Raw genomic sequence first — 20,450 nt, 5'->3', positions numbered from 1 at the left:
GCTGTTCGTCAGATACCCACCCAGGCTCACCGTCCAGCCCACCCCAGCGTTGAAATCCTCCGAGACCCGAGCCTCGAACGCCGCCTCCGAGAAGGAGAACGGACGCGTCTCCACATCCCAGACCTTGGCGTTGTAGGTCAGACGCAGGCCGTAGGAGAAGCCGCCACCCAGCGGGTACTGGCCGCCCAGCGGCAACGCCAGCACCAGGTTGCCATTGAACAGGTTGACCGAATCCAGACCCGAGTAGTCGTAGACCTCCCCGGGGGAGAAACCGCGCGCTTCCACCGGCTTCGGCTGGGCAAGGGCCGGGGCAGCGAGCGCGAGAAGAAGAATGAGAATCGCGGCAAGGACGAGGCGGCTCACGGCGACACCTCCTCACCGGTCCAGATCAGCTCAAGGGTCGACGTGTCGATCACCACCAGCACATCCTCCGGCTGCAGAGAGCCCGGCAACTCCGAGCCACCGTCCCGGGAGGCGAGAGACGACAGAGACAGGCTCACCGAGCCATCCTCGAGGCCGTCGCCGTCCGTCAACGAGCCGTCACCGATCGACTGGCGCCAGCCCGAGGTCCCAGGACGCACCAGGAATGCCTCCACCTGGCGGTGCGGCAAGGTCAGTGACTCCCCCGAGGGATCGAGCGCCGTCGCCGGCAAGCTCGACACCGAGCCCTCCCAGCCCGGCGACGGGAGGACCGTCACCGCACCGGTGGAAAGATCCGCCACCCCCCAGGAGGCCAGCGCCGGCATCCCGCCGGCGGGCTCGTAGGTGATCCGGCCATCGCCGTCCGCATCGCTCAACGTCTCCGAGTAGGTCGTCAGCACCCGGTTGTAGCCGTCTCGGCCCTTGCCCACTCCGAAGACCCAAAGCTCCGAGTCCGCCGGGACCCGGGCGATCGTCAGGGACTTCGATCCCGACAACAGCTCCAGGCCTGATAGCGAACCGCCTACCGTCAACGATCCCAACACCGCCAACATCAACGCTCGATGCATCACGTCCAACCTCCCAAGAAATGCCCTCTGCTCTAGCCCGTCCTTCTCACCGGCTCTCTGCTGCAAGGCCGTAGGTCACTGAATCTGCGGCGTTATCCGCCGGCTGCACTCCTCGCAGTACGTCCAGTACGGCTGCGTCGCGGCACCAACGGATGTCTTGCATCTCCAGCAACCTACGACCTTTCGCCACGAGATCCGATAAGAAGGACGGGCCAAGACAACGTAAAACTGGATTCAGTTCCTTGCCAAAGCGCTACAGCAAGCCACGTGCCATGGGAGCCTCCGCCGTTTTACAGGCGTTTTCGGCGATCAGGCCCGAAAAAGATGTCCGAAAGATGTCCGGAAGACGTCCGGAAGATGTCCGAAAGATGTCCGGAAATCTCTTCCGAGCCTTCGATCGGCGGTTCAGGAAGGGAGTCGAGCCCCCGCCCTCAGCCAGGCAGGACCTTTCCCGGATTGAGGATGCCGTCCGGGTCGAAGACCTGCTTGATCGCCGCCATCGCCGCCAGCTCGGCCGGTGATCGGCAGAGCGGCAAATGCTCTCCTTTGAGCCGGCCGAGGCCGTGCTCGGCGCTGATCGAGCCGCCGAGGGTGGCGACTCGGCGGTAGCTCTCGACGTCGAAGGCGCGGCAGCGCTCGGCGAAAGCGCTTTCTTCGAGGCCGTCCGGCCGCAGCAGGTTGACGTGCAGGTTGCCGTCGCCGACGTGACCGAAGCAGGTCAGAGGAAGATCGATCTGCCGGGCCAGAGCAGTGAGGTCGCGATGCAGCGTCGGCAATGCCCTCGGCGGCACCGAGAGGTCGTTCTTGTGCACCCGGTGGCGCTGCGCCAGGGTGTCGCTGATCTCGAGTCGGTGCCGCCAGAAGCGCTCGGCCTCGGCGCCATCGGCGGCGGGCCGATGCGCGATGCCCGACGGCAGGGCTTCGAGCCAGGCAGCGAGGACCGCCGGCGGGGGCGTCTCGATCTCGAGCAGGGCCAGGAAGTGCCACGAGCGATCGAACAGCGGCTGCCCGACCACCTTGGACATCATCTCCTGGCAGGTGCCATCGAACATCTCGAAGGCGAGCACCGGACGGGGCAGCCGATGGCTTCGACGCAGGATCGCGAGGAGCCCTTCGAGCTCGTCCGCGGCGAGCGCGATGAGGGTTCTCTCCTGCACCGGTCGGGTGAGGCGAAGGGTGACCTCGGTGATCAGCCCGAGGGTTCCCTCGCTGCCGACGAAGAGCTGCTTGAGGTCGTAGCCGGCGTTGTCCTTGAGCAGACCACCGCCCAGCTCGAGCACCTCGCCGGCGCCGCTCACCACCGTCAGTCCGAGCACCCAGCGGCGGGTCATGCCCCAACGGAGGACCCGCACGCCGCCGGCGTTGGTGGCGACATTGCCGCCCACCTGGGAGCGGTCGCAGGCCGCGAAGTCCACCGGATAGAGCCAACCTCGCTCGGCCGCCGCCTGCTGTAGCCGGCCGGTGACCACGCCGGCCTGCAGGCGTACCGCCGGAATCTCGGGCAACCATTCGAGGATGCGATCGAGGCGCTCGAAGGCGACCACCGCCTCCCCGCCGGTGGCGGTCGCGCCCCCCGAGTAGCCGCTGCGTCCCCCGGCCGGCACCAGGGGGACCCGGCGCCGCCGTGCCCAACGCACCAGCCGCTGGACTTCATCGGTACTCGCCGGGCGCACCACCAGCGCCGGTCGCCCCTCACCGGCGGGGCTGCGATCCCGGCCCCAGGCGGGGTGCGGTGGCGGCACTTCTTCGGCAATCACCGCGGCGGATCCGAGCAGCTCCGCGAGCTCGGCCCGCCAGCGGCGGATGTCGGCGGAATCCATGGCCCGCAGCTTAACGCCGACGGCGCCGAGCTGCGGGCTGGGCCCTTCCCGAAAAACCTCTTACCAGGTGTCGATGCGGTTCAGGAAGCGCCGGATCGGACGCTCGACGAACCGCCGATGGTCGGCGGAGAAGAAGTGATCGCCGTGGCCGAACTCTTCGATCTCGACGAAGGTGCACTGGTGCGAGCCGAGAATCTTCGCCAGGTCGCGGTTCTGAGGCCCGAAGGACTGGCCGCCCCCCATGAAGAACACCGGCTTGGTGAAGTTCGCCAGATTGCCGGTGAAGGTGCGCTCGCCGGCGAAGCTGCAGTTCAGATCGCGCAGGATGCGATTGTCGAAGTAGTTGTTGAAGATGGTGAGGAAGGCCGTCAGACGGGCGTCCGTCGAGAAGAAGAAGACGTCGGCCAGCGGATCACCGGCAGCGCGAATGAAGTTCGGGGTCTGATTGAGCGGCGTGAAGGACGGCACCGCCAGGCTGAAGACCAGCACCTGATGGTTGGTGGTGCCGGGCGGAAATCCCGGGAACGGCGTCTCGCCGTCCGGATCCGTCGCCGCCAGGTTGGCGGTCAGGCCGATCAACGGCAAGCTCTGGCCGTCGAACAGGAAGCCCTGAGCCAGGAAGTCCTCCATGGTGGCGCAGTGCTGCTGGTTGAGGGCGATGACCTCCGGATCCTCGCTGTAGAGGGCGCCTTCGAGAATCAGAGCGCCGGCGTAGTCGTCGGGATGGGCGTTGATGGTGGCGATGGTCGCCGCACCGCCGAGGGAGAAGCCGCCGATCACCGGCGACCGCCCCGGATGGACCTGCTCGATCTCGCCGCGGATGAAGGTCAAGTCCTCGACCATCACCTGGATACCCCAATCGCCCATCACCGAGCAGTCGACCAATCCGGCCTCGCAGGAACCCTGCTCGAGCAGAGTGCCGCGCGGCGAGTAGCCCCAGATCTCGTAGCCGCGACGCGCGAAGTAGGCGGCGAAGGAGCGACCGTAGCGACCGTCTTCGGTGGTCTCCCAGAAGACGAACGGGTTGGCCAGCGGTCCGGTGAGCAGCAGGATGCCGCGCGGCGGCGGTGTCCAGTAGGGCCCACCGCGGCGAACCAGGCGATGCATCAGGAAGGTGTTGACCGGATTGTCGCCGACCTGCACCACCGCATCGGTGCGCTCGAAGCGGCCGATTCGCGTCGTCGATTCCTCCAGGATCTGGTAGTCGTCGGCCGCCACCGGTAGTGCCAACAGGCACAGCAGGAACGCCGTCCAAGCCACGAGCCTCTTCATCATCGAATACCCCCTCGTTGACTTCCTCGTCGATGTCGTCAGGGCCGCCGGTCCGCCGGCGACCGCACGGGATACCCGCCCCTCAGCCCGACTCCCCAGAGATCACCGGCTCGAGCTGCGACAGGCGCAGGTCCGGCTCGAATGCAATCGCCGACAGGTAGCCGCGCAGCACCGCCTGCATACGCGCCGCCGTCGTCGGCTCGAAGATGTCGATGTCGTGCAGCAAGATGACGTCGAGATCGCCATCGTGCTCGCGGATCGAAAGCAGCAGATCGAGGTCGGTGTCGCCGTGATGGAAGATCGGTACCGACTCGATCTCGAGATCGCCGAGGCGGACATCGCCGTCGCGGGTGCCGCTCTGGTAGGAGAACAGCGCCTGGATCGGCGGCTTGCCGGGATTGGGCTCCGGCGGCTCGTAGCCCGGTGCCACCAGGATGAATGGGAACTCCTGGTGCGAGTAGGCCTCGAGGGCCGTCTCCCGAACCCGCTGCAGGAGCTGGCGCAAGGTGGGATCGCCATCGAGGGAGGTGCGCATCAGCATCAGGTTGAAGAAGCTGCCCACCAGCTCCTCGGTCTGCTCCCGGGGGCGGTTGGCGTTGGGGCTCGCCACCATCACGTCGAGCTGCCCGGAGGCCTGCGACAACATCAGCTTGAAGCCCGCCAGGAGAATCATGAACAGGCTGACGTCCTCACTCCGGCTGCGCTCCGCGAGCGCCTGGGACAGCTCCGAAGGTAGCTGCTCGAAAGACAGCGCCCCCTGGTAGCTCGGTCGCTCCGGGCGGGGGTTGTCGGTCTCGAACTTCATCTGCGGCAGACCGTCCGCGAAGCGGCCGCGCCAGTAGGTGGTGAGCTTCTCCATCAGGTCGCCCTGCAACCGCTCCCGCTCCCACACGGCGTAGTCGGCGTACTGAATCGAAAGCTCCGGCAGCTCCGGCTCCTCGCCCTGGGAATAAGCCTCGTAGAAGGCCGCCAGCTCCTGGTAGTAGACGCCGAAGCCCCAGTCGTCGATCACGATGTGGTGGATCAGGAGCGAGTACCACCAGCGCTGGTCTTCGAGGCGCACCAACACCACCCGGAAAAGGGGCGGAGCGGTGAGGTCGAAGGGCACCGCCACCAGGCCCTCGATGGCGCGCCGCGCCACCACCACCCGCTCGGCTTCCGGAAGCTTCCGGAGATCGATCTGACGCACCGCCAGCCCGGCATCGGGCAGCACCTCCTGGTAGCTGGTGCCATCGGCTTGCGCCCCGAAGCGGGTACGCAGAATCTCGTGACGTTGGGCGAGGGCCCGGAAGGAAGCCTCGAAGGCGGCGACATCGAGGGCGCCCTTGAGGCCGAGCACCGGCGAGAAACGGTAGATGCTCGACGGCGTTCCTTCCTGCTGCTCGACGAACCACAGGATCTCCTGCGACCACGAGAGGGGCGCCGGTCCGTCCTCGCGACGCCGCGGAATCGCCTCGCCGTAGACCGCCCGGTCGAGGGCGCGACGCAGACGCAATTCGAGGACTTTGGCCAGAACTTCCGGCAGCTCGCCGCGACGCTCCGCCAGCTCCTCCGCCTCGGGCAGGTCGAGAACCGGCTGCTCCACCGCCGCCACCGGACCGGCCGCCGCCACTTCCGCCGCCGCCGTCTCCGGATCGAGGTTCTCGAGCTCGTCGAGGACCGCCTCCTCGACCAGAAAGGCGAGCTCCTCCAAGGTCTGGGCGGCGAACAGGGCGCGCACCTTGACCGCCACCCCGAGCAGCTCTTCGAGGCGATGCATGTGGCGGGTGGCGTGGAGGGAGTGGCCTCCGAGGTCGAAGAAGTTGTCCTCGAAGGAGATCGACTCGACCTTGAGCAGCTCGCTCCACAAGCCGGCCAGGATCTGCTCGTAAGGGGTACGCGGCCCGTCGCCTTCCTCCGCCGATGCCAGGGCGTCGCGGTCCGGTTCCGGTAGGGCGCTGCGCTGGATCTTGCCGGACGGGGTCAGGGGCAGGGCCTCGAGGGCCATCCAGTCGCTCGGGATCATGTAGTCCGGCAGCGCTTCCTTGAGGAAAGAGCGCAGCTCGGCGGCGCTCGGCGTGGCGCCGGCGCGGGGCACCCAGTAGGCCGCTAGACGCGCCTCGCCATCGTCCTCGCGCACCACCACCACCGCTTCGGCGATGGCCGGATGATCGACCAGCCGCGCCTCGATCTCGCCGAGCTCGACGCGGAAGCCGCGCACCTTCACCTGGTGATCGATGCGGCCGAGAAACTCGATTTCGCCACTCGGCAGCCAGCGCGCCAGATCACCGGTGCGGTAAAGACGTCCGCCGCCCTCGGCCCCACTTGTCCAAGGATCCGGGACGAAGCGCTCGGCGGTCAGCGCCGGTCGCCCGAGGTAGCCCCGGGCCAAGGCCGTGCCGGCGATCAGCAGGTCGCCGGGCACGCCCACCGGCACCGGCTCAAGGCGAGGATCGACGATCACCATGGCGCAGTTATCGATCGGTCCGCCGATGGTCGGCAAAGCCGGCCAGTGGTTGACCTCGCCGGTCAGCTCCAGGGCGGTCACGACGTGGCACTCGGAGGGACCGTAATGGTTGTGCAGAGTGGCTTCTGGAAGGCGCCGGAAGAGCGCCGCCACCGGCCGATTGACCTGCAGCTGCTCGCCGGCGGTGACCACTTCGCGCAGGTCGGCGGGCAAAGGCGCGCCGCCTTCGACCGCCTCGGCGAGGAACTGCAGGGCGACAAAGGGCACGAAGATGCGCCGCACTCGCTGTTCGGCGAGCAACGTCGCCAGACCCCGAGCGTCGCGGCGGGTCTCCTCGTCCACCAGCACCAGCGCGCCGCCGGAGCACCAGGTCGAGAACATCTCCTGGAAGTGGACGTCGAAGCTCAAGGACGCGAACTGCAGGGTGCGGTCGCCGCGCCCCATGGCCGATGCGGCGAGCTGCCAGCGCAGCAGATTGGCGAGGGGCCGATGCGCCATGGCGACACCCTTGGGGCGGCCCGTCGAGCCGGAGGTGTAGATCAGATAGGCGAGCTGATCGGGATCGGCGAAGGCCTGCGGCGGCGCCGCCCCCCAAGAATCGGGGTCGTCCGCCGGATCGTCCACCAGTAGCCGCGGCACCGCGGCGCCGAAGTCCGGAACCGCCGCACTCGAAATCACCACCGCCGCTGCCGAGTCCGCGACCATGAAGGTCAGACGCTCCTCCGGATACTCCGGATCGAGCGGCAGGTAGACGCCACCGGCCTTGAGTACCGCCAGCACCGCCACCGCCAGCTCGGCGGAGCGCTCGAGGCAGATGCCCACCGGCACGTCGGGACCGACGCCGAGGGTGGCGAGGCGATGGGCGAGAACGTTCGACCGGAGATCGAGGTCGCCATAGGTCACGGTGGAGCCATCGACATCGATCACCGCCGTTTCGTCGGCGAAGGTCGCCGCGGCACTGGCAAAGCGGTGATGCAGGCAAGACTCCTCACCGGCCTGCGCCGTCGCGGTGTCGTTCCAGTCGACGACCACCTGGCGGCGCTCCTCCGGCGACAGCCAGGGGAGCCGAGACAGGGGCTGAGCGGGTTCCTCCACCGCCGCCGTCAGCAGCCGCCGCCAGTGGCCGACGAAGCGCTCGAGGGTGGCGCCATCGAACAGGTCGGTGGCGTATTCGAGAGCACCGCGAAAGCCGTCCGGGTGGCGCGTCAAGGCGATCAGCAGATCGAACTTGGCGGTTCCCGTGGGCACCTCCAGACCCTCGATCTCGACCCCTTCGAGGGCCACCGGCTCCGGCGACTGCACCACGAACATCACCTGGAAAAGGGGCGAGTGGCTGAGGGAGCGCTCCGGATCGATCTCCTGGACCAGCTTCTCGAAGGGCAGATCCTGATGGGCGAAGGCATCGAGGGCGACATCGCGCACCCGCGCCAGGGCATCGCGGAAGGAGGGATCTCCCCCCAGGTCGGTGCGCAGCACGAGGGTGTTGACGAAGAAGCCGACCAGGCTCTCCGTCGCCTCCCTCCGGCGGCCGGCCACCGGCGTTCCGATGCTGATATCGCTCTGCCGGGCCCAGCGGCCGAGTACCACCTGGAGAGCGGTGAGCAGCACCATGAAGGGCGACGCGCCGGCGCGCCGCGCCAGCGCCTCGACGGCCACCGCCAGCTCCTCCGGGAAGGTCACCGGTAGACGGTCTCCGCGGTAGCTCTGCTCCGCCGGCCGCGGCCGGTCCGTCGGCAGGTCGAGCACCGACGGCGCGCCCGCGAGCTGCCGGCGCCAGTAGTCCATCTGAGAGTTCAGGAGAGCGCCGTCGAGCCAACCGCGCTGCCAGCGAGCGAAATCGCCGTAGCTCACCCGCAGCTCATCGAGGCGAGGCGCCCGATCGCGGCGCAGGGCGCTGTAGAGCTCAGCGAGATCCTGCGCCAGCACCTTCATCGACCAGCCATCGCTGGCGACGTGGTGCATGGTGAGCAGCAGGTCGTGAAGCTCTCCGCCGAGCCGTAGCAGGGTGGCGCGGAAGAGCGGACCGCGGGCCAGATCGAAGGGCCGGCGGGCGTCTTCGCTCCGCAGGCGATCGGCCTCGACCTCGGCGCGATCGGCGGGCAGGGTCGACAGGTCGACCCGCCGCAGCAACCCTTCTCCATCGACCAACGGTCGCACCACCGGCGAGCCGGCCTCGTCCGGCAGCGCCGTGCGCAGGGCTTCGTGGCGCTGAGCGAGAGCCGCGAAGGCCGCCACCAGCAAGGCGACGTCGAGGGGCCCGCGCAGGCGCAGCGGCGTCGGCAGGTTGTAGGCGGCACGCTCCGGCAACAGCCGGTCGAGGAACCACAGGCGCTCCTGGGAAAAGGACAACGGCGGCGGCGCCGTCGACGTCGACGGCTCGAGAGGCGGCAGCTCGAAGCCCCGGCGGTCACCATCGCCGACCGCCGCCGCCATCGCGGCGACCGTCGGCGCGGTGAACAAGCCGCGCAGAGACAGCTCGCAGCCCAGGGCCTCGCGCACCCGAGCCACTACCTGGGTGGCGAGCAAGGAGTGGCCGCCGAGCTCGAAGAAGTCGTCCTCCACCCCGATCTGCTCGCGACCCAGGACATCGGCCCAGATTCCGGCGACGATTTCCTCGACCGGATTGCGCGGCGCGACGAATGCCGCTCCCAAGGCATCCCGGTCCGCCTCCGGCGCCGGCAATGCGCGGCGGTCGATCTTGCCCGACGGCGTGCGCGGCAGCTCGTCGAGGGTGACGTAGTCGGCCGGCACCAGGTGGTCCGGCAGCACCGCGGCGAGCGCCTGGCGCAGACCGCGCGGCGAGACCTCGGCCGGCGCCACCCAGGCCACCAGGCGATGATCACCGGCGGCCGCCTGGCGCACTCCGACGGCTGCTTCGCGCACCCCGTCGACCGCCTCCAGGGCGGCCTCGACCTCTCCCGGCTCGATGCGGAAGCCACGCACCTTGACTTGATCGTCGAGACGGCCGAGGTACTCGAGCTCACCGTCACGGCGCCAGCGCACCCGGTCTCCCGTGCGGTAGAGGCGTTCGCCCCCGGGCGCACCGGCGAAGGGATGCGGACGGAAGGCCGCGGCGGTTTCGGCGGGCCGATCGCGATAGCCGCGCCCAACGCCGGCACCGCCCAGCCAAAGCTCGCCGGGAACCCCCACCGGCTGCGGCTCGAGATCGCCACCGAGCACGTAAGCGTGCAGGTGATCGATCGGGCGACCAAGGGTCACCGCAGAGCCATCGACGGCGGCGCAGGTGGCATCGATAGTGACCTCGGTGGGCCCATAGAGGTTGTAGATCTCGGCCTGCGGCTGAGCATTCCGGAGGGCGGCGGCGAGATCGTCCGGAAAGGCCTCGCCACCGGCGAAGAGTCGTCGCAGGCTGGCGCTTTGCCGAAAGGTCGGCTCCGCCAGGAGCATCCGCCAAAGGGTCGGCACCGCCTGCAGAACGGTGATGCCGTGCTCGTCGATGGCGGCGACCAGCTCGGCGGGATCGAGGTGAGCGCCGGGCGCCGCCATCACCAGGGTGGCGCCCTCGATCAGCGGAGCCCACAGCTCCCAACCGGAGGCGTCGAAGCTGAAGGGAGTCTTCTGCAGGACCCGGTCGTCCGGCGCCAGCGGCAGGGCGCGAGCCATCCAGCGCATGTGATTGACGATCGCGCGGTGGGAGATGGTGACCCCCTTGGGGCGCCCGGTCGAACCCGAGGTGAAGAGCACATAGGCCGCCGCGGCGGGTGGAATCTCGCTCCCGGCGCCGTCCCAGACCGGGCCGTCTTTCTGCGACTGGTGCGGCCGGAGCCGCGGCAGGTTGGCCGCCGCCAGGGGCTCGAGATCGACCTCGGCGCCGAGGATCAAGGCCGCCGCGGAAGCATCGCCGAGCATCGCCGCGAGGCGCTCCGCCGGGTAGTCCGGATCGAGGGGCAGGTAGGCACCGCCGGCCTTCAGCACGGCGAGGAGCGCCACCACCAGGTCGGCCGAACGCTCGAGGCAGACGCCGACCACCGACTCCAGCCCCACCCTCTGCTGACGCAGCTCGAAGGCAAGGCGACCAGCCCGCTGATCGAGCTCCCGGAAGCTCAGCTCGCGGCCGTCGGCGTCGATCACCGCCGTGGCCAGGGGCGTGCGATGGACCTGGTCCGACAGCAGGGAGAGCAAGGTCTCGCCCGCCGGCACCGGAGGCCGCTCGCCGGCACCGCGAGCCAACAGCTCTCGCCGCTCCGCCTCATCGAGCCAGGCAAGCCGGCTCAGAGCCTGGCCCGGGTCTGCGACGGCGCTGGCGATCAGCCTTTCGAGCTGCCGCGCCATGCGCTCCGCCGTGTCGGCATCGAACAGCTCCGTCGAGTACTCGAGGCGCCCCCGGAAGCCCCCGGCGGCATCGCGCACCAGCGACAGCATCAGGTCGAACTTCGAAGTGCCGACGTCGAGGCTCTCGATATTCCAGTCCATACCCGCCGGCGAGAGCTCCACCGGCGCGTCGTTCTGCAGGGCGAACATCACCTGGAAGAGCGGCGCGTGGCTCAGGCTGCGCTGCGGCGACAGCTCCTGGACCAGTCGCTCGAAGGGCAGATCCTGATGCCCGTAAGCTTCCAGACTGGTGTCGCGAGTGGCCGCCACGGCGGCCGCAAAGGAGTCCTCCGGAGCGAGCTCGGCGCGCAGCACCAGGGTGTTGACGAAGAAGCCGATCAGGCCTTCCGTCTCCGGCTGGCGACGTCCCGCCACCGGCGTCCCGATGCTGATGTCGGACTGGCCGGAGAGGCGCGACAGGAGAACTTGCAGGGCGGTCAGGAGCACCATGAAGGGCGTCGCTTCGAGCTGCTTCGCCAGCACCTCGACGCCGGTCGACAGCTCCTCCGACAGGGCAAAGGGCAGGCGGGCACCCTGATCGCACCGCTGAATCGGCCGTGGCCGGTCCGTCGGCAGCTCGAGGAGGGGCGGGGCGCCGGCGAGGCGGCGACGCCAGTAGTCGGTTTGCTCGGCGAGGACCTCCCCCGCCAGCCAACCGCGCTGCCAGCGAGCGAAGTCGCCATAGGTCACCGGCAGCGGTGCCAGCGTCTCCTCCGCGGCCCCCGTCTCCTGGCCGTAGAGCACCGCCAGCTCGCGCACCAGAATCTCCAGAGACCAACCGTCGCCGGCGATGTGGTGAAGCTCGAGGAGGGCGACGTGATGGTCGTCGGCGTGGGCGATCAGGCTGGCGCGAAAGACTGGACCGGCGGCGAGATCAAAAGCTGCCCGGGCACGCCACCGCTGCACTCGCTCGCTCTCGTGGTCCCGCGGCGCCGCCGGCAGCGCCGACAGATCGATCACCGTCGGCTGCACCGCCGCCGGCGCCAGAACTCGCCGGTAAGGCCGTCCTCCCTGCGCCGGAAAGACCGTCCGCAAGGGGTCGTGGCGCTCCGCCAAAGCGCTCAGGGCGCGGCCCAGGGCGGCGCGATCGAGGGCTCCACGAAGACGCAAGGGAACCGGCAGGTTGTAGACCGCGCGGTCCGCCGCCAGGCGATCGAGAAACCACAGCCGCTCCTGGGCAAAGGAAAGCGGGGTGTCGGCGGAGCGTGAACCAGCCCGCGTCAGGGGCGGCAAAGCAGGCGCCTCGAGGTCGAGGAGGCGCCGCACCTGGGCCGCCAGCGCGGCCACCGTCGGGGCCGCGAAGAGGGCGCGCAGGGGCACCTCGACGCCGAAGGCCTGGCGCAGCCGGGACACCAGCCGCGTGGCCTTGAGGGAATGACCGCCGAGGGCGAAGAAATCGCCATCGCGGGGCACTGGGCCGAGATCGAGCAGCTCACCGTAGAGGCCGGCGACGATCTCCTCGAGGGCATCTTCCGTCACCGCTCCGACGGCCGGCGAGGAACCCTCCACCGTCGGCACCGGGAGGCGGCGCCGGTCGACCTTGCCGTTGGCCGTCAGAGGCAGCTCGTCGAGCACCGTGAGGGTCGCCGGCACCATGTAGTCGGGCAACGACCGACGCAGCGCCGAGCGCAGCGCCTCGACGTCGAGGCGCGTCCCGGCGGCGGGCACCAGATAGGCGGCGAGGGTCTTGCTCTCGGCATCGTCGCCGCGGGCCACCACCGCCGCAACCGCCACCTCCGGCTGGCGCGCCAGCTGACGCTCGATCTCACCGAGCTCGATGCGGAAACCGCGCATCTTGACCTGGCCATCGCGCCGGCCGCGAAACTGCAACCAGCCCTCGGGACGCCAGACGGCGCGGTCGCCGGTGCGATAGAGACGCCCACCGGTATCGTCGAAGGGATCCGGGACGAAAACCTCAGCGGTGGCTGCCGGGCGCTGCCAGTAGCCTCGGGCGAGGCCATCGCCGGCCGTGTAGAGATCCCCTTCGACGCCTTCCGGCACCGGTTGCAGGGCGCCATCGAGAACGTACACCCGGCTGTTCGACACCGGCCCGCCGATCGGTACCGAAGGCTCGAGCTCGGCGCTCGATCCCACCCGGTGGGTGGTCGTGAAGGTGGTGTTCTCGGTCGGGCCATAGCCGTTGATGACGTGACACTCGGGATGGGCCTCGAGAACTCGCCGAATGTGCGCCGGCGACAGCACGTCGCCCCCGGCGAGGAGCTGGCGGACGCCGGTCAGGCCGCCGAGGTTGTCGTCGACCATCTGGTGGAACAGCCCGGCCGTCAGCCACAGCGCATTGACTCCGCGATCCGCGATGACGGAACCGAGGTCGGTCAGCGAGTGGACACCGGCGGGCATGATCACCAGACGACCGCCGTTGAGCAGCGGACCCCACAGCTCGAGGGTGGAGGCATCGAAGGCAAGGGTGGCCTGGAGCAGGAAGACGACCTCCGGACCGAGGTCCATGAAGCGCGAGTCGCAGACCAAGCGCAGCACCGCCCGCTGCGGTATGGCGACGCCCTTCGGCCGCCCCGTCGAGCCGGAGGTGTACATCACGTAGGCCAGCGAATCACCGGAGATCTCCGGCGGTGGGCCACCGTCCGCCACCACCGCCTGGCCGGCGAGGTCGCCGCCTCCGGCGTCACTTTCGAGATCTTCGATCGCCAGCACCGGCCCATTCCAGTCGGCGAGACGGTCGCTGCCGCCAGCGTCATCCCGCCGCGCGATCACCAGCGCCGGACGGCAGTCCGCCAGCATGGTCGCCAGCCGCTCCTCCGGCAGCTCGGGGTCGAGGGGAACGTAGGCGGCGCCGGCCTCGACGATCGCCAGTATCGCCACCACCGCCTCGACGGAGCGCTGCAAGTAAAGGCCGGCGCGCTGCTCCGGTCCCACCCCCTGCCGACGCAGCTCGGCGGCCAGGCGACCCGCTCGGTCGGCCAGCTCACCGTAGGTCAAGGCATCTTCGCCGGCACTCACCGCGATGGCGGCGGGATCCTGCTCCACCACCTCGGCGAAGCGCTGCGCCAGGCTGCCTTCCCGGGGGTAGGTGGTGGTGGTGCGATTGTGGTCGAGGAGCAACCGCCGGCGCTCGTCCTCCTCGAGCAGCGGCAGCTCCGTGAGCACCGCCTCCGGCCGCGCCACCATTGCACCGAGCAACGCCTCGAAGTGGCGCACGATGCGGGCCGCCGTCGCGCCATCGAAGAGCTCGGTGGCGTACACCAGGTCGCCGCGCAGGCCGTCCTCGGCCTCGTCCAGCAACATCATCAGATCGACCTCGACCCGACCCTTGTCGATCGCCACCAGATCGCCGATCGACGAGCCCAGAGGGCCGGCCGATCCCCGAGGCACGTTGGCCAGGGCGAGAATCGTCTGGAAGAGCGGCGCGTGGCTGCCATTGCGCTCCGGGGCCAGCTCCTCGACGAGGCGGGCAAAGGGCACCTGCTGGTGCTCGAAATCTTCGAGAATCGAACGCTGGCTGCGCTCGAGGGCTGCCGCCACACTCGGTCGTCCCCCGAGATCGATGCGCAACGGCAGCGTGTTGACGAAGAAACCGATCAGCCCTTCGAGCTCGGCCCGGCCCCGGTTGGCGACCGGCGAGCCGACCACCACATCGGAGTGTCCGCCATAGCGCTCGAGCAGGGCACCCCAAGCGGTCAACAGAACCGTGAACAGGCTGACCTCGTGCTGCTGCGCCAGCCAACGCAGGGCACGACTCAAGGCGTCATCGAGGGTGAAGGCGAGGCGCGCCCCGGCCAGGCTCGATTCCGCCGGCCGCTGCCGGTCGAGGGGCAACGACACCTCCGGGGAGGACCCGGCGAGGCGGCGACGCCAGTGGTCGAGACTCGGCGCCAGGGCTTGGCCATCGAGCTGGCGGCGTTCCCAGAGGGCGAAGTCTCCATACTGCGCCGAGAGCTCCGGCAGGTCGACCTCGCGACCCTGGGAGTAAGCCTCGTAAAGGGCTCCCAGCTCGCGCAGCAGCAGGCCGAAGGACCAGCCGTCGACCACCAGGTGATGAACCGTCAGCAGCAAGCGATGATCTTCGGTGCCGAGCCGCAGGAGGCGGGCTCGCAACAGCGGCGGCGACGCCAGATCGAAGGGCCGCCGAGCCTCCGCAGCGGCCAGGGCGTCCACTTCCTCGGGGCTCACCTCGTCGACCTCGATGACCACCTCGACGGCCTCGGCGATCGCCTGCCGGGGCTCGCCATCGACCTCGACGAAAGCCGTGCGTAGGGCCTCGTGACGATCGACCACCGCCGCCAGGGCGCGCTCGAGGGCGGCGCCGTCGAGGGCACCCGCGAGGGGCAGCAGGCGGGTGATGTTGTAGAGCGCCGTTCCTGGGTCCAGACGCTCGAAAAACCACAGCCGTTCCTGGGCCAGCGACAGCTCCACCGGGCTGCGATCCTGGCGCCGCGGAATTCCCGCGCGATTGCGCGCCAAGCGCCGCCGCAGTAGATCGCGCTGAGCCGACGACAGGCGCGATTTTCCGGCGGCCGTCGAGCCCTGTTCCACTTCTGGCTGGTCTGAGACCAAGGTGTCGTCCCGCCCCGCCGCGCTCACGACGAAACCCGCCCGGCCTCGCCCAACAGCTCCTCGGCGAGCAGCGACTCGATGCGCTCGGCAAGCTGCTCGATGGTCGGTGCTTCGTAGAGGGTGCGAATCGGCAGCGAGACTTCGATCAGGGACCGGATGCGGTGCATGTGGCGGGTGGCGTGCAGCGAGTGCCCTCCGACCTCGAAGAAGTTGTCGCGCACCCCGACCGACTCAAGGCCGATGAGGTCACACCAGATCTCGGCCAGCAGCTCCTCGACCTCGTTGCGCGGCGCCACCGCCTCGCCGGACGGCGTCGCGATCTGCAGCGAGGGATCCGGCAACTGGTCGCGCCCGACCTTGCCGGTGGGTCCCAAGGGCAGCTCCGAAAGCTCCACCAACGCCGTCGGCAGCATGAAGTCGGGCAGGGCCTCGCGGCCGAAGTCGCGAACCTCGGCGAGGCTCGGCGCTGCCGCGCCGTCGGTCGCCACTACATAGGCCACCAAGCGCTTCTCGCCCCCCTCCTGCCAGGGCTGGACGACGCACTCGGCGATCGCCGGATGCCCCAAGAGGCGATTCTCGACCTCGCCGACTTCGATTCGGAAGCCCCGGATCTTGACCTGACCGTCGCGCCGGCCGGCGAAATCGAGCCAGCCCCCAGGACGCCAGCGAGCCCGATCGCCGGTGCGATAGAGGCGCTCCCCCGGCTCCCCGAAGGGATGCGGCACGAAGGCCTCGGCGGTGGCGCTGGGGCGATGCAGGTAACCCCGCGCCAATCCATCGCCGGCAACGTAGAGATCGCCCTCGATACCCAGCGGCACCGGCTGCAGGGCGGCGTCGAGGACGTAGACCTGGCTGTTGGCGACCGGGCGACCGATCGGCACCAGATGCCACTCGTCGCGCCACGCGGTCATCGGCTCGCAGGTCGAGAAGGTGGTGTTCTCGGTCGGACCGTAGGCGGCGACGAAGGTGCAGTCGGGCAGCCAATCGAGAACCTTGGCCACCCGCTCCGGCGACATCACCTCGCCGCCGGAGAACATCTGCTGCAGACCCTCGAGCCCCGCCACCCGTTCGTCGACCAACTGATTGAACAAACCCGAGGTCGCCCACAGGGTGGTGACACCGTAGCGCGCGACGGCCTCGCCGACCTCGGCCAGGGTGACGGCGCCGGCCGCCGGCACCACCAGGCGGCCGCCGTTGAGCAACGGCGCCCAGATCTCGAAGGTCGAAGCATCGAAGGACAGCGGCGCGAGCTGCAGGAACACCTGATCGGCCCCGAGGTCGGCATAGTTGGTGTCGCGCACCAGCCGAACCACCGCGCGATGATTCACCGCCACTCCCTTGGGACGACCGGTCGAGCCGGAGGTGTACATCACGTAGGCCAGGGACTCGGGCCAGGGGCCGCCCTCGAGGCGCTCGGCGGGACAGGCGGCGAGCTCCGCGGCATCGCGATCGAGGAGCAAACGGTGGTCGCCATTCGGCGGCAGCCGGTCGCCGAGGTCCGAGCGCGTCACCACCACCTGGGCCGCGACGTCGTGGGCCATGAAAGTCAACCGCTCCTGCGGGAAGGACGGATCGAGGGGCACGTAGACGCCGCCCGCCTTGACGATCGCCAGCAGGGTGACGATGGCGTCGACGGAACGCTCGAGGCACACTCCGACCCGCGCCTCCGGCGCGATGCCGTGGCGGCGCAGCCAGTGGGCCAGGCGATTGGCGCGCCGCTCGAGATCACCGTAGGTGAGCTCCTCCTCGGCACTGGTCAGAGCGACGGCGTCGGGGTCGCGGTCGACCTGCTCTTCGAACAGCTCGGCGAGGGTGCGGCGCCGCGGGTAATCGCTGCGCCCGCCGCTCCATTCGGAGGTCAGCTGGCGGGCCTCGTCGTCGGACATCAGGGCGAGGCGCGCCAGGGGCTGCGCCGGATCGCCAGCGGCCGAATCCAGCAGGCGCCGGTAGTGGGCGCTCATGCGGTCCATGGTGGCGCGGTCGTAGAGGTCCCGGTTGTACTCCCAGGACAGGGTGACGCCGTGGCGGCCGCCGTCCTCGGAGCGCCCCAGCCGCTGCTCGCGCCGGGGAATGCCGATGACGTTCATGTCGAACTTGGCGCTGCGGTTGTAGGTGCCTTCCTCGAGGCGAATCTCGAGCCCCGGAAGATCGAGTCGCGGCAGCGGCGAATCGTGAAAGTTGAACATCAACTGGAAGAGCGGGTTGAAGCTCTGCTCGCGCTCCGGGTTGAGGGCGCTGACCACCCGCTCGAAGGACATTTCCTGGTGATCCCAAGCTTCGAGGATGGTGGCCTGGACTTGCCGCAGCAGCTCGCCGAAGGTGAGGTCGCCATCGAGCCGGTTGCGCAGGACGAGGTTGTTGACCAGCATTCCGTAGAGCCCTTCGGTGCCCGGCCAGCGACGGTTGGCCACCCCGGAGCCGACGGTCAGGTCACCCTGGCCGGTGTAGCGCCAGAGGAGTGCCAGGAAAGCCGCCTGCAGAATCGAGAAGAGGGTGGCGCCATGGTCCGTGGCGACGGCTCGCAAACGGTCCGCCAGCTCCCCCGGAAGCTCGACCAGGAAGGCGTCGCCGCGGTAGGTCTGGCGCGCCGGCCGCGGCCGGTCGTAGGGCATGCCGGCGAGCGGTGGCGCGCCGCGCAGGCGCTCGGTCCAGAAGTCGAGCTGGCGCTGCGCCGCGGCCGTTTCCATCCAGCGCCGCTGGGCGATGGCGAAGTCGGCGAACTGCACCGGCGACGCCTCGAGGGGCGCCGGCAGGCCACGGGTCAGGGCGCGGTAGGTGGTCAACAGCTCTTCGAGGAAGATGTTGAAGCCGGCGCCGTCGTGGGTCAGGTGATGCTCGTGGTGGAGCATCAAGTGGCGATCTTCGGAGACCCGGTAGAGCAGCCAGCGCACCAGCGGCAGGCGCCCGATGTCCATGCGCCACTGCAGCTCGCCGGCGATGCGCCGTCGCGCCTCGGCCTCGGCCGCCTCGGGCCCGCGATCGCTGAGATCGTGGAACTCGAAGAAGGCCGGCGACGGCAGGTGGATGATCTGCACCGGCTGGCCTTCGTCGAGCTCGAAGGTGGTGCGGTAGATCTCGTGCCGCAGAATGACGTCGTCGAGGCTGGCCTGCAGCGCCGCCACGTCGAGCTCGCCCTCGAAGACCATCACCTGCTGCACCTGATAGGCGAGGGTGTCGTGGTCGAGCTGCTCGAGGAAGACCACCCGCTCCTGGGGCAGGGAGAGCGGCGCCCGCTCGCCGCGGTCCTCCGGCCGCACCTCCGGCAGGGGCTCGCCGCTGGGGGCCGCGTTCTGGGCGCGCCGGGCGAGGTCGGCGACCGTCGCCGACTCGAAGAGGTCCCCCATCGAGAGCTCGACGCCGAAGGCCTGGCGCAGACTGGAGATCAAGCGAATGGCGAGCAGCGAGTTACCGCCGAGGGCGAAGAAGTCGTCGTCCAGTCCGACCCGCTCGATGCCCACCAGATCGGCGACGATCTGCGAGATCTCGGCTTCGAGATCGGTTCGGGGCGGCACGTAGGCGCCGTCCGGATCGTGGCGTTTCGACTCCGGCGCCGGCAGGGCCCGGCGGTCGATCTTGCCATGGGCGGTGAGGGGCAGCTCGGGCAAGAAGACGAAGCTAGCCGGTACCATGGCGTTGGACAGGCGCTCGCCGCAGAACAGCTTGAGCTCGTTGGCCGGCGGCGGGGCCGCGGCCGAGGTCACCAAGTAGGCGACCAGGCGACGGGCCGCCCCGTCGCCCTGGGGCACCACCACCGCCTCGCGAATCTCGCCGTGCTCGCGCAGCACCGCCTCGACCTCGCCGGGCTCGATGCGCACGCCCCGGATCTTGACCTGGTGGTCGACCCGACCGACGAACTCGAGCTCGCCGTCGGCGCGGCGCCGGACCCGGTCGCCGGTGCAGTAAACCCGCGCCCCGGCCTCGCCGGCGAGAGGATCCGGCCGAAAGCGCTCCGCCGTCAAGGCCGGCTGGCCGAGGTAACCACGCGCCAGGCCGGCGCCGGCGATCCACATCTCGCCGTCGTCGCCGACGTTGCCGGCAGCATCCACCAGATGAACGGCCTTGCCGTCGAGGGGACGGCCGATGGGCGGCTCCTGGTCCGACGGCGTGACCGTGAACCAGGTGGTCGCCACCGTGTCCTCGGTGGGGCCGTAGAAATTGTAGAAACGGTAGGGCAAACCCTCCGGCGCCAGGGTCAGACGGTCACCGGCCACCACCAAGTGCTCGAGAGCCAGCCCTGCGGGCCGGGGCTCCTGCACGAAAATCTCGCCCAAGGGCGTCGGCAGGTAACTGCGGGTGATGCCTCGCTCCGCCATCCACTGCAGCAGCCGGCCCGGCGCGAAGCGCAGGGCTTCCTCCGGGAAGTGGACGCTGGCGCCGGCGGCGAGGTTGGGCCAGAGCTCGAAGACGGAAGCGTCGAAGGCCGGGCTCGACACCTGGCTGGCGCGGTCCGCCGGCACCAAGCCGAAATTATCGACCAGCCAATCGAGCAAGTGGACCAGGCTGCGGTGGGCCACGCCCACCCCCTTCGGCCGCCCCGTCGATCCGGAGGTGAAGATGACGTAGGCGAGGTTGTCGGGCAGCACTTCCACCGCCGGCCGCTCGGCCGACGGCGCGGCGATGGCGCCGCCGTCAGCGAGCACCAGAAGGCAGCGATCGGCCACCGGCAACCCCCCGGCGAGGGCCTCGTCACTCACCACCCAGCGCGCCGCCGAGGCCTCGAGGATGTAGCTCAAGCGCTCTTCCGGGTAGGCCGGGTCGAGGGGTAAGTAGGCGCCGCCGGCTTTCCAGATGCCGAGCATCGCCACCACCCGGGCGGGGGTGGCCGAGCAGGCGACGGCGGCCACCTTCTCGGGCCCGAAGCCCTCGGCGATCAGGCGCTGCGCCAGCCAGTTGGAACGCTCTTCGAGCTCGCCGTAGGTCAGCGAGCCCCCGCCGCCGGTGACCGCTTCCGCCTGCGGCTGCTCATCGGCCCAATATTCGATCAAACGGTGCGCGACAGCCGGCGCCGAACCGTTCTGAAATTTCTCGATCATGATTCTCTCTTCCTCCCGGACGGCCCCC

General features: G+C 69.6%; 6 protein-coding genes. All 6 read right to left on the bottom strand.

Annotated elements, in window-relative coordinates:
* The coding region (locus AAF604_17935) for a hypothetical protein (protein ID MEM7051553.1) at positions 1 to 363 on the bottom strand (363 nt) is incomplete at its 3' end.
* Positions 360 to 992, bottom strand: a complete 633-nt coding sequence (locus tag AAF604_17930; protein MEM7051552.1) for a hypothetical protein — start codon at positions 990 to 992, stop codon at positions 360 to 362. The genes AAF604_17930 and AAF604_17935, both read right to left, overlap by 4 nt.
* A 428-nt stretch (positions 993 to 1,420) precedes the next feature.
* The gene (locus tag AAF604_17925; GenBank protein ID MEM7051551.1) at positions 1,421 to 2,809 is read right to left on the bottom strand and encodes an FAD-binding oxidoreductase; all 1,389 of its coding nucleotides are present in this window, start codon (positions 2,807 to 2,809) and stop codon (positions 1,421 to 1,423) included.
* A gap of 60 nt (positions 2,810 to 2,869) precedes the next feature.
* Positions 2,870 to 4,084, bottom strand: coding sequence for an alpha/beta hydrolase (locus AAF604_17920; GenBank protein ID MEM7051550.1), 1,215 nt, complete (start codon positions 4,082 to 4,084; stop codon positions 2,870 to 2,872).
* 79 nt (positions 4,085 to 4,163) lie between these two features.
* Positions 4,164 to 15,416, bottom strand: coding sequence for an amino acid adenylation domain-containing protein (locus AAF604_17915; protein MEM7051549.1), 11,253 nt, complete (start codon positions 15,414 to 15,416; stop codon positions 4,164 to 4,166).
* Positions 15,413 to 20,422, bottom strand: a complete 5,010-nt coding sequence (locus tag AAF604_17910) for an amino acid adenylation domain-containing protein (GenBank protein ID MEM7051548.1) — start codon at positions 20,420 to 20,422, stop codon at positions 15,413 to 15,415. Before AAF604_17910 ends, AAF604_17915 begins: the two co-directional genes overlap by 4 nt.
* Between the last annotated feature and the right edge of the window lie 28 nt (positions 20,423 to 20,450).

It is taken from the genome of Acidobacteriota bacterium (assembly GCA_039028635.1).
In the GTDB taxonomy this organism is placed as follows: domain Bacteria; phylum Acidobacteriota; class Thermoanaerobaculia; order Multivoradales; family JBCCEF01; genus JBCCEF01.
This window is presented reverse-complemented; position numbering and strand designations above follow the sequence as displayed.